This window comes from Microbacterium sp. GXF0217, assembly GCF_054798195.1.
In genome coordinates this window covers 322,807-336,522 of record NZ_JBSJZG010000002.1, presented here as the reverse complement: position 1 = coordinate 336,522, position 13,716 = coordinate 322,807, and the positions used below count along the sequence as shown (strand labels likewise).

The window sequence follows — 13,716 nt, the reverse complement described above, 5'->3', positions numbered from 1 at the left end:
CCGAACGAGAGCCTTTTCGATGACGACTGTGCAGCCTCGGGCCACCCTGGACGATGTCGCGCGCCTCGCCGGAGTCAGCGCGAAGACGGTCTCCCGGGTGTTCAACCAGCCCGAGCTCGTCGGGCCGGGGACGGCGGAGCGCGTGCAGGCGGCGGCGACGCGCCTGCGCTTCCGGCCGAACACCCTCGCCCAGCATCTGCGGCGCGGCGGCGGCACCGACACGGTCGGTTTCGTGATGGGCGAGTTCGGCAACCCGTTCTACTACAAGGTCGCCTCGGGCATCGAGACCGAGATCGCCCCGCACGGCCACCACCTGCTGCTCGCGACGACGGATGACACCGCCGCCGGCGAGGCGCGCGTTGTCGACGCACTCCTCGGGCAGCGCATCGGCGCATTGCTGATCATCCCGGTCGCGGACGACCAGGCGTACCTCGAGGGCGAGCGCCAGCTGGGGACCCCGGTGATCTCCATCGACCGTGCCGCCACGAACGTCCTGGCGGACGCGATCGTCCTCGAGAACCGCCGGATCCTGCACGAGGCGACCCGCAGGCTGCTCGCGCTCGGGCACCGGCGCATCGGGTATGTCTGCAACCCGTCGAGCGTCTCCACCCAGGTGGACCGCATCGCGGGCTATCGCGCCGCGATGGCCGAGGCGGGCATCCACGACACGGACGCGTGGTGCCGGCTGAGCGACCACCGCACCGAACTTCCCGACGCCATCGTCGGCGAGCTGCTCGATTCGGAGGATGCTCCGACCGCGATCATCACGGGCAACAATCGCATGACCATCGGTGCCCTGCGCGCCCTGAGCGACCGCGAGGACGAGCGCACAGCGCTCATCGGCTTCGACGACTTCGACACCGCCGACATCATCGGCGTCACGGTGATCACCTACGACCCCGTCGAGATGGGCCGCCAGGCCGCACGATTGGCGATGGAGCGGATGCAGGACCCCGCGGGCCCTCCTCGCCGCATCGAACTCCCCACCTGGATCGTCGAACGCGGCACGGGCGAGCGCCCGCCGCAGGAGAGGAACGACGCATGACCGGAATGTTCGCACTGGAGCGCGACGGGGTCTGCCTCGTCATCGACGCCCGCGGCGATGACCTGCCCCGCATCCTGCACTGGGGGGACACCCTCGGCCCACTGAGCGCGACGGACCTCGAGTCCGCGGCCGACGCCCTCGGCCGCCAGAGTGCGCCGGGCACCCTGGATGCCGCGGTGCAGCTGAACCTCCTGCCCGCCGAGGCCGACGGCTGGAGCGGACGACCAGGCGTGCAACTGCGCCGCGACGGCCGCCTGCACCACCCCCGCTGGACGCTCGAGACGGCATCCGGCACCGCCGAAGCGCTGGAGGTGACCGCCCGCGACGGATCCAGCGGTCTCATGCTGACGCAGCGCATCGCGATCGCCGACGGCGGGCTCGTCCTGGTCGACGCCGCGCTGCGGCACGCCGGGGCCGCCGACGCGCCAGCCGTCGAGGTGGAATGGCTCGAGCCGACGCTTCCCGTTCCGACGACCGCCTCGCACCTGACGACCTTCGACGGCCGGTGGACCAGGGAGAAGCGCCCGGTCACGACCGGCTTCCCGGCGGGCTCGATCGCGAGGCAGTCCCGCCGAGGCCGCCCCGGGCACGACGCCGCGACGCTCCTCATCGCCTCCGAGGCGGAGCCCCGCTGGCGCTCGGGGCGCGTGTGGGCATCGCACGTGGCGTGGCCGAGCGATACGACGTACCGCACCGACCGCGTGACCGACAGCATCACGCTGATCGGCGGCGGCGAGCTGTTCCGCCCCGGCGAGCTGGTGCTCGCGCCAGGCGCCGCGTACTCCGCCCCGACCGTCGTGTTCTCGTACGCCGCGGATGGCCTCGACGCGATGGCGGCGCGCGTGCACGACTGGCTGCGCTCGCGCCCGCAGCATCCGCGCACCGACCGGCCGTTCACGCTGAACACGTGGGAGGCCGTGTACTTCCGCCAGTCCCCCGACCGCCTCATCGCGCTCGCGGAGCGCGCCGCCGAGGTGGGCGTCGAACGCTTCGTGCTCGACGACGGCTGGTTCGTCGGCCGCGACGACGACACCACGAGCCTGGGCGACTGGATCGTCGACACCCGCGCCTGGCCGGACGGCCTCGGCGTGCTGTCCGACCGGGTGCACGCGCTCGGAATGCAGTTCGGCCTCTGGTTCGAGCCCGAGATGATCAGCCTCGATTCGGACCTCGCCCGCGCGCATCCGGACTGGCTCCTGCACGACCAGCGCCATCTCGCGCACGACCCGGCGCTGAGCTGGCGGACGCAGTACGTGCTCGACCTCGCGAACCCGGATGCCGCGGCCCACATCCTCGCGCAGATGAGCGCCCTGGTGAGCGAGCTCGGCATCGACTACATCAAGTGGGACCACAATCGCGACCTGGTCGAGAGCGTGCACGACGGCATCCCCGGGTCGCACGCCCAGACGGCCGCCGTGCTCGAGCTGATCGGCGCGCTCACGTCACGGCATCCAGGGCTGGAGATCGAGTCGTGCTCCAGCGGCGGGGCCCGGACGGATCTCGGCATCGTGCAGGTGACCGATCGCGTGTGGGCGAGCGATTCGAACGACCCGATCGAGCGGCAGGACATCCAGCGCTGGACGGGGCTGCTGCTTCCGCCCGAGCTGGTCGGCGCGCACGTCGGCCCGACCGAGTCGCACAGCTCGGGGCGCGTGACCGACCTCTCGTATCGGATCGCGACGAGCCTGCTCGGCTGCGCGGGCCTGGAGTGGGACATTCTCGCCTGCGACGCCGACGAGGCTGCGGCGCTGGCGCGTTTCACGGCGCTGTACCGCGAGCTGCGTCCGATCGTGCACACCGGTCGCGTGGTGCACCCGGATCTGCGCGACCCCGCCTGGCGCGTGTCCGGCCACGTGGCACGGGATGCCGCACAGGCCGTATTCGTGATCGCGACCGTCGCGAGCATCGAGGACGCCCGAGCCGAGCGGCTGCGCCTGCCGGGGCTGAACCCCGACCGGCACTACCGCGTGCGCGTGCGCGACGAGATCGGCGAGACGAGGATGGGCTGGGTCCTCCCGCCGTGGGTGCGGGCAGGAGAGATCACTCTTCCCGGTGCGGTGCTCGAGCGGGTCGGCCTTCAGCTGCCGACCCTGTGGCCGGCTCAGGCGCTGGTGCTGCACCTGACCGCGGTCGACTGAACGGCTTACGGCCGCGCGGGTCCGGTGGACTCGCGCGGCTGCAGCACCGGCGTGGAGTCGAGATCGGCTTCCGGGGCCGCTCCCCCGACGACGTCGAACAGCCGCCGCGCCACGTGCGCGCCGAAGTTCACGACGTCATGGCTCAGCGACGTCAGCCGCGGATACGTGTGCTGACACAGCACCGAATCGTCCCACGCGATGATCGACAGGTCGTCGGGGACCCGGATGCCGAGCTGAGCCGCGACGCCCAGCGCCGCCACCGCCATGATGTCGTTGTCGTAGATGATCGCGGTCGGGACGTCCGGTCCGGTCAGAGCCGATCTCGTCGCCGCCACGCCCTCGGCGGGGGTGAAGTCAGTGTGCAGCACGATGGACTCGGCATCCCGCATCCGCATCTCGTCGAGGAAGGCCTCGTCCCGGATGCGCGTGTGCGCGAGCTCGACCATCCCCGCGACGCGGGCGATGCGCCGGTGGCCGAGGTCGACGAGGTGACGGACGGCCGCACGGGCGGCGGTCGCGTCGTCGGTGCCGACCGTCGTCAGGCCCTCGGCCACGCTCGGATCGCCCACCACCACGGCCGGGAGCCCGGGAGTGTCGGCGAGATACGCGATGCGCGGGTCGTCGACGCGCACATCGGTGACGATCACGCCGTCGACGCGACGGGCCTTGTGCCAGCCGCGCAGGGTCTCGAGCTCGCTCTCGAGATCGGGGACGACCTGCAGCAGCAGGCCGTGGTTGCGCAGCGAGAGCTCGGTCTCGATGCCGGCGAGGAACTGCATGTAGAAGGACTCGACACCGAGGTTGCGCGGATCGCGCGCGAGCACGAGCCCGAACGTCGCGGTCTTCGCTCCGGCGAGCGAGCGCGCGGCGCTCGCCGGCGCCCAGCCGAGCTCATCGGCGACGGCGAGAATGCGGGCGCGGGTCTCCTGCGAGACCCCTTTGCGACCGTTGAGCGCGAACGAGACTGCACCGATCGACACACCGGCGCGGGCCGCGATGTCCGCGATCGTCACGCGTCCGGTGGTCCTGCTCACTCTTGAACCCTACTCGCCGGTCCCGCTCCCGCGCCCGCGTTCGAATCGCCCGAATGACCGTTCCCGGACGCATCCGAGGGCCATCCGAGCGATTCGAAACGCCGGGGCTACTTCGTGCAGGTCGCCGCGGCGTAGCCCGCGGTCACCTGCGTCTCGCCGACCGTCATCGTGATCTCACCCGCGTCGACCGCTGCGCGCTTGGTGGCGGCAACGGCCTGGCCGGTGGCCCCGGGATCGACCTCCTCGATCACACGGCGGCCGAACGGCGTTTCGACGACGGCATCCGTCGTGCTCGCGCCGCTGTTGCGCACGGTCGAGACGAGCTGCACCTTGCCGGCGATGCACCGAGTGGTCACGGCCGGCACGACATCGGCAGGCGTCGTTCCCACCGCGAGGACCGGGATCTTCAGGTACGAGCCCGGCGTCGCGTAGTTCAACCGGAGCGCCGAGGCGAGCACCGGATCGAACAGGACCGTCGTGGGCTTGCCGTTGGCGCTCGGCGCGACGTCCTGCGCCGTGGTCGCGTGCCAGGTGCCCTGCGCGTCGCGGTACTCGACGCTCACGCCGGCGATCGTCCCCTCGATGTTGGTGAATCCGACGCGGTCGATGACCGCGGCAGCGGCCGGCTCGACAGTGAAAGTCGCCGAGTCCTGCGCCGTGCCGCCGGTCCACGTCGACCACGAGGTCGTCGCCTTGCCGTCGCAGGCGTTCTGCGCCGGCAGCGTGGCCCACTCGGTCTGGTGAAAGCTCGCCGACACCGTCGTGCCCTCGGCGGCGCAGATGTCATCGATGCCGTCCGCACCCCAGATCTGCACCTCCGAGATCGACTGCCAGGTGCTCGTCTGCGTCGTCAGCTGCAACCGCACCCCGTTGGTCTGCGGAAGGTCGGAGAGGTCCAGCTTCGCCACCGGAGCGGATGCCGACGCATCCTGTGCGATGTCGACACCGGCGTCCGCCGGGACCCAGTCGCCCGCGGCATCCAGATACTCGGCCGCGACGTGCGACGGCCAGGTCGCGCCCGCACCGTCCTTGTACGTGTGCACGACGGCCTCGTCGACATCCTGCGCGAGCGGCCAGGAGAACGACAGCCAGCTCGACTTCGGGTACGCGCCGCCGCCGACCCAGTCATCCCAGCCCTTGCCCTTGACGTTGCCGTCGGCGACGGTGGGGGCGAGGTCCAGCCTGCTGGACGCCGACACCGCCGATTCCAGGGCGAGGTTCACGATGCCGGGGGTGGCCACCTCGATCGTGCGGGTGAAGGTGCGCCCCTCGGTGAAGTCCGCGTCGGCGGCCAGCGTCCCGGTGATCGTCTGCGTGCCGCGCTCGGGGAACGACGTGGCGCTCCAGGTGACCGCGGTCTCGACGGTCGTCTCGCCGACCTTCACCGGAACCGTGGCGGGCAGAACGCCGGCCAGGTCCGCACCCGGCTCGACCGTCTCGGGCAGACCGTCGTCCGTGACGCTCCAGATCTCGGTGCCGAGGCCGTGGGAGTCGAAGTACGTGGCATCCCAGCCGTTCGCCCAGCGGGTCGGATCCTCGACAGCGGGGTTGCGCATCTCGGCGCGCCCGTTCTCACCGATCGTGATGGGAAGCCAGACGTAGGTGGAATCCGCGGCACCGGAGTTCCACCGGTCGCCCATGTAGACGAAGCGTCCGCCACCGAGATCCAGCACGTTCGTGGACTGCGAGCCGAACGTGGTGCGGCGGGTGTCGCCGATCGAGAGCAGCCCGTCGCCGCCCTCCGGGATCGCGTTGTAGGCGACGGTCTCGGAGGAGTCGTCGGACTCGACGCCGCGGATCCAGGTGCCGAGGATGCTGTCAGCCGTGTGATAGGTCTGCGGGTTCGGTGCCCAGCCCGTCGCTCCCGATGCGACCGCGTAGTACTTGCCGCCGTGCTGGAAGAGCGCGGGGGCCTCGAGCATCCCGCACTCCTTCACGATCTGGAAGTCCTCGCCGCGCACGGGTGCGTCGGCCGTTCCGTCGGCGAAGACGTACGGGTAGCGACCGTCTTCCGAGTACTGCCCGACGTTCAGGGTGTCGGAGCCGGTCGTGTGAGTGACGTTCGTGTACGACGCGTCGAGCTCCGCGATGTACAGCGAGCGGTTCTCCTCGGACGAGTAGACGATGTACGCGATGCCGTCGTCGTCCTGGAAGACGGTCATGTCGCGCGCCTGGCCTGGCACCGCTGCGGAGATGCAGGCCTTGTAGTCGGTGCGGTTCGGCATCCGGTACACGCCGGTCATCCGGAACGGACCCGTGGGGCTGTCCGAGACGGCGACGCCGGCCATCGAACGGGCGTACATGCTGCCGCCTGGTGTCGTCTGGCCGTCCGAGTGCCACCACAGCACCCACTTGCCCGTGCTCGCGTTGTACAGCGCCTTGGGACGCTCGAAGATCGTGGTGAACTCGGCAGCGTCGCTCGTGTTGAGGTGGTAGTTCAGCTCGGCGATGCGCTCGGTGCGCGGCTGTCCTGCATCGTCGACGGTGTCGTACAGGGCATCGAAGTAGTCGGTCTCGAACTCCTCTGCGCTGGAGACCGAGCGCAGGACGATGCCCTCGTCCGTCCAGTTGAGAGTGTCGTAGGACTTGTACGCATGCACACCGGGGCTGCCGTAGTAGCCGTTGCTGCGGTCCTCGCCGTACCAGTAGTAGACGGTGCGCCCGTCCTCGGCACCGGTCACGACGTCGCCGCCGTCGACGCCGAGCTCCTGCGCACTGACCACGGCGCCGCCGTGCGCCTGGATGTGCGCGCCGTTGTCGTCGAACCAGAACGGCTGGAAGTAGCCGGCTGCACCGGCTCCCGGATCCTGGATCGCCGGATACGCGGTGTACGTCACCGGGTCTCCGGTCGGCACGGCGGCATGCGCAGGCACCGCCGCCACCACGGTCAGCACCGCGGCGGCACAAGCCACCATCGCGGCGCGGGTCGACTTCGTCATTCGCACTCCCTTGTGGATCGAAGCACCCGTCCGACGGGTGTGTTGACGTCAACAGTTGACGTCAACACATATCCAAGCAGTCCGCGGCGTCCGGTGACAAGCCCCGCGTCGCGTGCGAGCGGTGCGGTCGCCGCGGTTCCGGTCGCAGTTGATGCCGCTCAGACCACGCGGAAGCGGCACAGAGTGAGACCGGAACGCTGCCGACCTCCGCGGAGGCGGCGCGAACTGCGACGGGAACGCCGCTTCCGGTCGCAGGGGCGGCGCCCGCTGCGACCGGAAGGAGCGCGCGTCAGATCCGCAGCAGCGCCGCGCCGTGCGGGGGAAGGGTCACGCGCAGGGCTGCGCTCCCCGGGGCCACGCCGCGCGCGTCGTCGCTCTGCACGACGACCGGCGCGAGCGGCACGTCGCGTCCGGTCCACAGTTCGGTCGCGGCACCGGATGCCGGGAAGCCGATGTTTCCGGCATCCAGAACCGCATCCATCGGCTCGGAGCCCAGGTTGAAGGCGGCGGCGTAGCGCTCGCCGTCGGCACCGTCCGCGGCCCACAGCACGAGCGCCCCCTCGCGGAAGACCTCGCGGTTGCGGCTCGACCGGGACAGGACCGCGAGCACGTCCGCGTTCTGGAACAGCGCGATCGTCGCCGGGTCGGACGAGGGCAGGTCGCCGCCGATCATGAGCGGCGAGCGGGCGATGACCCACAGCGTCAGCAGCGAGATGCGCTCATCAGGGGTGAGCAGATCGTCGCGCGGCTCGCCGCGTTCCGCACGGATGCCGATGCGTCCGAGCGGCAGCATGTCGCCGTCCGGCCAGCCCTCGGGCCCCGCGAACGGCGCCCAGCGGGCGAAGCGGGCGAAGTTCGCCTCGACATCCGACCACTGATCCCACAGGTCGTCGCAGATGCGCCACATGTCGGCGTGCTCGCGCAGGTGATCGAGCCGTTCGAGCGACAGGTCGCGGCCGGGCGAGAGGCTGAGCACGATGTCGCGTCCGGAGCGCTCGATCGCCGTGGCGTACGCCGCGACATCGGCCGCCTGGTACGGCCAGAGCATGTCGTCGGCCTTGATGAAGTCGACGCCCCATTCGGCGTAGAGCGCGAGCGTGGAGTCGTAGTACGCCTGCGCCGCCGGCTGCGTGTGGTCGAGCCCGAGCATGTCGGGGTTCCACTCGCACACGTTGGTCGCGTCGGCGACCGCGGATGCGAGTGCATCCGCTCCGAGGATCGGGAGGTCCTGCGCGACGGCCCGCCGCGGGATGCCACGCATGGTGTGGATGCCGAAGCGCAGGCCGAGTTCGTGCACGCGCGCCGCGATCGGGGCGAAGCCCGCTCCCCCGGCGGAGCTCGGGAAGCGCTCTGGGTCGGGGATCAGCCGGCCGTGCGCGTCGAGGTGCAGCGGGGCATCCGCGTTGTAGCCGTGCGATCGCGCGGTGGGGTCGGCCCAGTCGATGTCGACGACGATCGTGTCCCATCCGTACGGCAGCAGGTGCTCGGCCATGAACTCGGCGTTGGCGATGACCTCGGCCTCGGTGACGGTGGTGCCGTAGCAGTCCCAGCTGTTCCACCCCATCGGCGGTCGCGACACGGTCACAGCGCGGCGATCCGCCAGGAGGCTGCGTGCGACGCACCCGGCTCCAGCACGACGAGGTCGACACCGGAGTTGAAGGCGTCTGGCGGGCAGGTCATCGGCTCGACGGCGAGGCCGATCCGATGCGTCGCATCGATGCCGGTGTCGGCGGTGTGCACCTGCACCCAGGGGCAGCGCTCATCCCAGCGCATCGCGACGCCGGTGCCGTCGGCTGTGGTCAGCCGCACCTCGGCGATGCCGTCGGTGCGCGAGAGCGAGGTGAACGCGTGGTCGATGAACACCTCGCCGATCTCGCGCGCCCCTCGGAAGTCCCACTCCGGGTGGTCGGTCACCGGATCGACGGCCACGGGGCTCAGCCGGTCTGGCGTCACGGTCAGGACTTCGGATGCCGGAAGCGCGAACGTCCACTCGTCCACGCATCCGTCACCGGCCACGAGATACGGGTGCGGTCCGGTGCCCCACGGTGCGGCATCCGTCCCGAGGTTGCGCGCCGTGACCGTCTGCTGCAGACCGTCCGCGTCGAGGCGGTACTCGGTCTCGACGTCGATGCGGAACGGATACCCGTCCTGCGGCGCGATGACCGCCCCGAGCACTACGCGGTCCGCCTCGACGGTCCGCTCGGCGAAATCCACCCAGGACAGCAGCCCGTGCAGCGCCTGGCCGCGGCTCGGCTCGGTGAGCGCGAGCTGATGCTCGACGCCCGCGAAGGAATAGCGGCCGTCGACGATGCGGTTCGGCCACGGAGCGAGCGTCGTACCGCGGTAGCCGGGACGCAGCTCATCGGCATCGAAGGGCACGACGAGGTCGCGTCCGTCGAACGTCAGCGAGCGCAGCGACGCGCCGATGCTCGCGATGTCGGCTTCGTATCCGGATGCCGCGATGCGGAACTGCCGGCCGGAGATCGGGGTCATGCGGGTCCTTTCGGTCGGAGATATCCACAATGTCGGAGGACTCCGGGGGATCCGTCCGACATTGTGGAATTCTCCGACGCAGTGGTGGGTCGGTGACGCGGGATGCTGAGGCTCAGAGCCCCTGCGCGAGACGGTAGTAGGCCTGGTTCCAGCGGACCTGCTTCTGGAACTCGACGAGCGTGGTGTCCTCGTCGATGACGAGGAGCTCGACCTCGGCCATCTCGGCGAAGTCGCGGAACGCCTCGAGCCCGACTGCCGTCGACATGACGGTGTGGTGCGCGGCACCGGCCGTCAGCCAGGCGGCGGCGCTCGTGTTGAAGTCCGGCGCGGGCTTCCAGACGGCACGGCCGACGGGGAGCTTGGGCAGCGATGCGCGCGGCTCGACGTTCTCGACGACGTTGGCCGTCAGGCGGAACCGGTCGCGCATGTCGCTCATGGCGACGACGATGGCAGGTCCGGCATCCGCGGTGAAGACCAGGCGCACGGGGTCCTCCTTGCCGCCGATGCCCAGCGGGTGGATCTCGAGCGTGGGCTTCGCCGTGGTCAGCGACGGCGACACCTCGAGCATGTGCGCGCCGAGGATGAGCTCGTCGCCAGGGGTCATGTCGTACGTGTAGTCCTCCATGAGGCTCGCACCACCGGGGAGGCCGGCGCCCATCACGTTCGCGATGCGGACCAGGACGGCGGTCTTCCAGTCGCCCTCGGCGCCGAAGCCGTACCCTTCCGCCATCAGGCGCTGCACGGCGAGGCCCGGAAGCTGCTTCAGTTCGCCGAGGTCCTCGAAGCTGGTGGTGAAGGCGCCGAAGCCGCCCTCCTCCAGGAACGAGCGGAGGCCGATCTCGATCGCGGCGCCGTCGCGCAGGGACTGGTGCCGCTCGCCGCCCTTGCGCAGCTCGGGGACGACCTCGTAGAGCTCTTCGTACTCGGCGACGAGAGCGTCGATGTCGGAATCGGATGCCGCAGCCACCGCATCCGCCAGCTCGTTGACGCCCCACGTGTTGACCTGGACGCCGAAGCGCAGCTCGGCCTCGGTCTTGTCGCCCTCGGTGACCGCGACGAAGCGCATGTTGTCGCCGAAGCGGGCGAGCTTGAGCGAGCGGGCGGCGGCGAGACCCGCGGCGGCACGCTGCCAGGTGCCGAGCTCCTGCTGCACGCGCGGGTCGGATGCGTGGCCGACGATCGTCTTGCGCGGCACGCCCAGGCGGGTCTGGATGTAGCCGAACTCGCGGTCGCCGTGGGCCGCCTGGTTCAGGTTCATGAAGTCGAAGTCGATGTCGGCCCACGGGAGCTCGACGTTGGCCTGCGTGTGCAGGTGCGCGAGCGGCTTCTGCAGCGCGTCGAGCCCCGCGATCCACATCTTGGCCGGGCTGAACGTGTGCATCCAGGCGACGAGGCCGATGACCTTGTCGTCGGCGTTGGCCTCGAGCGCCGCCTGCTTGATCGCGGCGGAGTCGGTCAGCACCGGCTTCCAGACGATGGTCACGGGCACGTCGCCCGCGGCATCCAGAACGCGGGCGATCTCCTGCGACTGCTCGGCGACCTGCGCGAGCGTCTCGGGTCCGTACAGGTGCTGGCTTCCGGTGAGGAACCAGACTTCGTAGCCGTCGAGGGAGGTGGTGAGCTGGGGCATGCGATGGTCCTTCAGAGATTTTCGGTGGCGGCGGCCTCGATGGCCAGACCCGCACGGTAGCGGTCGAGGTAGGTGGTGAAACCGGCGACGTCGGCAGGGTCCGGGTCGACGGTGGAGAGGGACGCCGAGGCCAATACGCTCTCTTCGAGGAAGGTGCCGAGGTCGGCATCCTCCGCGTGCGCGAGGTAGGACGCGAGCACCGCGATGCCCCACGCCCCGCCTTCGCCAGCGAGCTCTCCCACGGCAACAGGAGCGTCCAGTGCGCCGGCCAGGAAGCGCTGCGCGACCCCCGCCGTGCGGAACATCCCGCCGTGCGCGAACATGCGGTCGAGTCCGACGCCCTCGGCGGCGAGCACCTGCATGCCGAGCGCAAGGGTTCCGAACACGCCGTACAGCTGTGCGCGCATGAAGTTGGCGAGCGTGAAGGCGCTGTCCGGTGTGCGGACGAAGAGCGGCCGCCCCTCGGTGAGACCGGCGATCGGCTCACCCGCGAGGTGGTTGTAGGCGATCAGGCCACCGGCATCCGCTTCGCCTTCGAGCGCCTCGCGGAAGAGCGCCTCGAAAACGGCGTCATCGCTCAGCGGCTGCCCTGCGGCCGCCGAGAAGCGGGTGAACAGGCCGGCCCAGGCAGCCAGTTCGCTGGCGCCGTTGTTGCAGTGCACCATGGCCACGGCGTCGCCGGCCGGGGTGGTGACGAGATCCAGCTCGTGGTGGACCTCGGCGAGCGGATGCTCGAGCACGACCATCGCGAAGATGCTGGTTCCCGCCGACACGTTGCCGGTTCGAGGGGCGACCGAATTGGTCGCGACCATGCCGGTGCCCGCGTCTCCCTCTGGCGGACACAGCGCGATGCCGGATGCCAGCGCCCCGGTCGGATCGAGCAGGGCCGCGCCCTCCGCAGTCAGCGTGCCGGCCGAAGCGCCGGCGGGCAGAACAGCGGGGAGCAGGTTCTTCACCGGAGCCGGGAGCCGGCTGGCGACGCGCTCGTCGTAGGCCGCGATCATCCGAGCGTCGTAGTCTCCGGTCGCCGAGTCGATCGGGAACATGCCGGAGGCGTCACCGACGCCGAGCACGCGCTCGCCGGTGAGACGCCAGTGCACGTAGCCGGCGAGGGTCGTGACGAAGTCGAGCTGCGGGACGTGCGCCTCGGCATCCACGACGGCCTGATGCAGGTGCGCGATCGACCAGCGCAGCGGAATGTTCACACCGAGCAGCTCGGTCAGTTCGGCCGCAGCCACCGACGTGTTGGTGTTGCGCCAGGTGCGGAAGGGGACGAGCAGCTCCCCCGCCTCGTCGAAGGCGAGGTAGCCGTGCATCATCGCCGAGACGCCGATCGCGCCGAACGTCGTCGGCTTCACGCCGTAGCGGTCGTGCGCGTCGGCGACCAGGTCGGCGAATGCGGCCTGCAGGCCTTCCCACACCTCGTCGATCGCGTAGGTCCAGAGGCCGTCCTCGAAGCTGTTCTCCCACGAGAACGAGCCGGTGGCGAGGACCTCGGTGGCGTCGGAGCCGATCAGGCACGCCTTGATGCGGGTCGAGCCGAGCTCGATGCCGAGGCTCGTGCGGCCGGCGAGAAGATCTTCGCGCGCCGATCCGTGCCGACCGGTCATCGGCGGGCGTCCGAGTTCTGGCCGTAGACGTTCTGGTACCGGTTGAAGAGGCTGTCGATGGCCTCCTGCGGAATCGGGATCAGGGGGCCGGCCTCACGGGCGTAGTGCACGGTGCGGGCGACGTCCTCGACCATGACAGCGGCCTTGACGGCGTCCTTCGCGTCGACGCCGATCGTGAACGGTCCGTGATTCTGCATGAGCACGGCACGGGAGCGGTGGCCGGTGAGGGTCTGCACGATGCCCCGACCGATCGAGTCGTCGCCGATAATCGCGAACGGGCCGATCGGGATGGGTCCCCCGAACTCGTCGGCCATCGCGGTGATGACGCAGGGGATCTCCTCGCCGCGCGCCGCCCAGGCGACGGCGAATGTCGAGTGCGTGTGCACGACGCCGCCGACGTCGGGCATGTTCTTGTAGACGTAGGCGTGGGCAGCGGTGTCGCTGGACGGGCTGCGCTCGCTGCCGGCGGTGCCGGGGATGACGTTGCCGTCCAGATCGCACAGGATCATGTTGTCGGCGGCCAGGTCGTCGTAGCTCACGCCGGACGGCTTGATCACGAACAGGTCGGCACCGGGGACGCGGCCGGAGACGTTGCCTCCCGTCCAGACGATCAGCTCGTAGCGGACCAGTTCGCCGTGGAGTCGGGCGACGTCCTCGCGGACGGTCTGGATGGCGGCTTCGATCTCAGGGGCGAAGACAGGGGCTTCGTTGCTCACGGATACCTCATCATGCAGCGGATTCACCGGTCACTGTGACCGGTCACAGTAGTGTGCCATGCGGGGCTGCCGGCGTCAAGACGGCGGGCAGAAACGGGCCGCACCGACCGC

9 protein-coding genes are annotated in these 13,716 nt (G+C 70.3%); 2 read left to right on the top strand and 7 right to left on the bottom strand.

Going from position 1 to position 13,716, the window contains the following annotated elements:
* Positions 1-19 precede the first annotated feature (19 nt).
* Together ACWAT3_RS04930 and ACWAT3_RS04925 are read left to right on the top strand one after the other, a co-directional pair.
* Positions 20-1,045, top strand: coding sequence for a LacI family DNA-binding transcriptional regulator (locus tag ACWAT3_RS04930; RefSeq protein ID WP_460796359.1), 1,026 nt, complete (start codon positions 20-22; stop codon positions 1,043-1,045).
* The gene (locus tag ACWAT3_RS04925; protein WP_460796357.1) at positions 1,042-3,183 is read left to right on the top strand and encodes an alpha-galactosidase; all 2,142 of its coding nucleotides are present in this window, start codon (positions 1,042-1,044) and stop codon (positions 3,181-3,183) included. Before ACWAT3_RS04930 ends, ACWAT3_RS04925 begins: the two co-directional genes overlap by 4 nt.
* Before the next feature lie 5 nt (positions 3,184-3,188).
* Here ACWAT3_RS04925 and ACWAT3_RS04920 read toward each other — a convergent pair whose 3' ends face one another.
* From ACWAT3_RS04920 to ACWAT3_RS04890, 7 genes are all read right to left on the bottom strand, one after another.
* A complete protein-coding gene (locus ACWAT3_RS04920) occupies positions 3,189-4,217 on the bottom strand; it encodes a LacI family DNA-binding transcriptional regulator (protein ID WP_460796356.1) in 1,029 nt (342 codons plus the stop codon).
* 107 nt (positions 4,218-4,324) lie between these two features.
* Entirely contained in the window at positions 4,325-7,156 is a 2,832-nt protein-coding gene (locus ACWAT3_RS04915) for a glycoside hydrolase family 43 protein (protein WP_460796354.1), read from the bottom strand.
* A gap of 289 nt (positions 7,157-7,445) precedes the next feature.
* Entirely contained in the window at positions 7,446-8,720 is a 1,275-nt protein-coding gene (locus tag ACWAT3_RS04910) for a glycoside hydrolase family 27 protein (protein WP_460796792.1), read from the bottom strand.
* Positions 8,721-8,737: 17 nt separating this feature from the next.
* Complete coding sequence (locus ACWAT3_RS04905) at positions 8,738-9,649, bottom strand: aldose 1-epimerase family protein (RefSeq protein ID WP_460796353.1); 912 nt, start codon at positions 9,647-9,649, stop codon at positions 8,738-8,740.
* A 112-nt stretch (positions 9,650-9,761) separates the two neighbouring features.
* Positions 9,762-11,279: an L-arabinose isomerase gene (araA, locus tag ACWAT3_RS04900; protein WP_460796352.1), complete on the bottom strand. Its 1,518-nt coding sequence runs from the start codon at positions 11,277-11,279 to the stop codon at positions 9,762-9,764.
* A gap of 11 nt (positions 11,280-11,290) precedes the next feature.
* Positions 11,291-12,889, bottom strand: a complete 1,599-nt coding sequence (locus ACWAT3_RS04895) for a xylulokinase (protein ID WP_460796350.1) — start codon at positions 12,887-12,889, stop codon at positions 11,291-11,293.
* Positions 12,886-13,605: an L-ribulose-5-phosphate 4-epimerase gene (locus ACWAT3_RS04890; RefSeq protein WP_460796349.1), complete on the bottom strand. Its 720-nt coding sequence runs from the start codon at positions 13,603-13,605 to the stop codon at positions 12,886-12,888. Before ACWAT3_RS04890 ends, ACWAT3_RS04895 begins: the two co-directional genes overlap by 4 nt.
* Positions 13,606-13,716: the final 111 nt, after the last annotated feature.

Coding starts and splice junctions, on each gene's coding strand:
- ACWAT3_RS04930 (WP_460796359.1), top strand. CDS start 20: ATGACGACTGTGCAGCCTCGGGCCACCCTGGACGATGTCGCGCGCCTC.
- ACWAT3_RS04915 (WP_460796354.1), bottom strand. CDS start 7,156: ATGACGAAGTCGACCCGCGCCGCGATGGTGGCTTGTGCCGCCGCGGTG.
- araA (WP_460796352.1), bottom strand. CDS start 11,279: ATGCCCCAGCTCACCACCTCCCTCGACGGCTACGAAGTCTGGTTCCTC.
- ACWAT3_RS04895 (WP_460796350.1), bottom strand. CDS start 12,889: ATGACCGGTCGGCACGGATCGGCGCGCGAAGATCTTCTCGCCGGCCGC.
- ACWAT3_RS04925 (WP_460796357.1), top strand. CDS start 1,042: ATGACCGGAATGTTCGCACTGGAGCGCGACGGGGTCTGCCTCGTCATC.
- ACWAT3_RS04910 (WP_460796792.1), bottom strand. CDS start 8,720: ATGGGGTGGAACAGCTGGGACTGCTACGGCACCACCGTCACCGAGGCC.
- ACWAT3_RS04905 (WP_460796353.1), bottom strand. CDS start 9,649: ATGACCCCGATCTCCGGCCGGCAGTTCCGCATCGCGGCATCCGGATAC.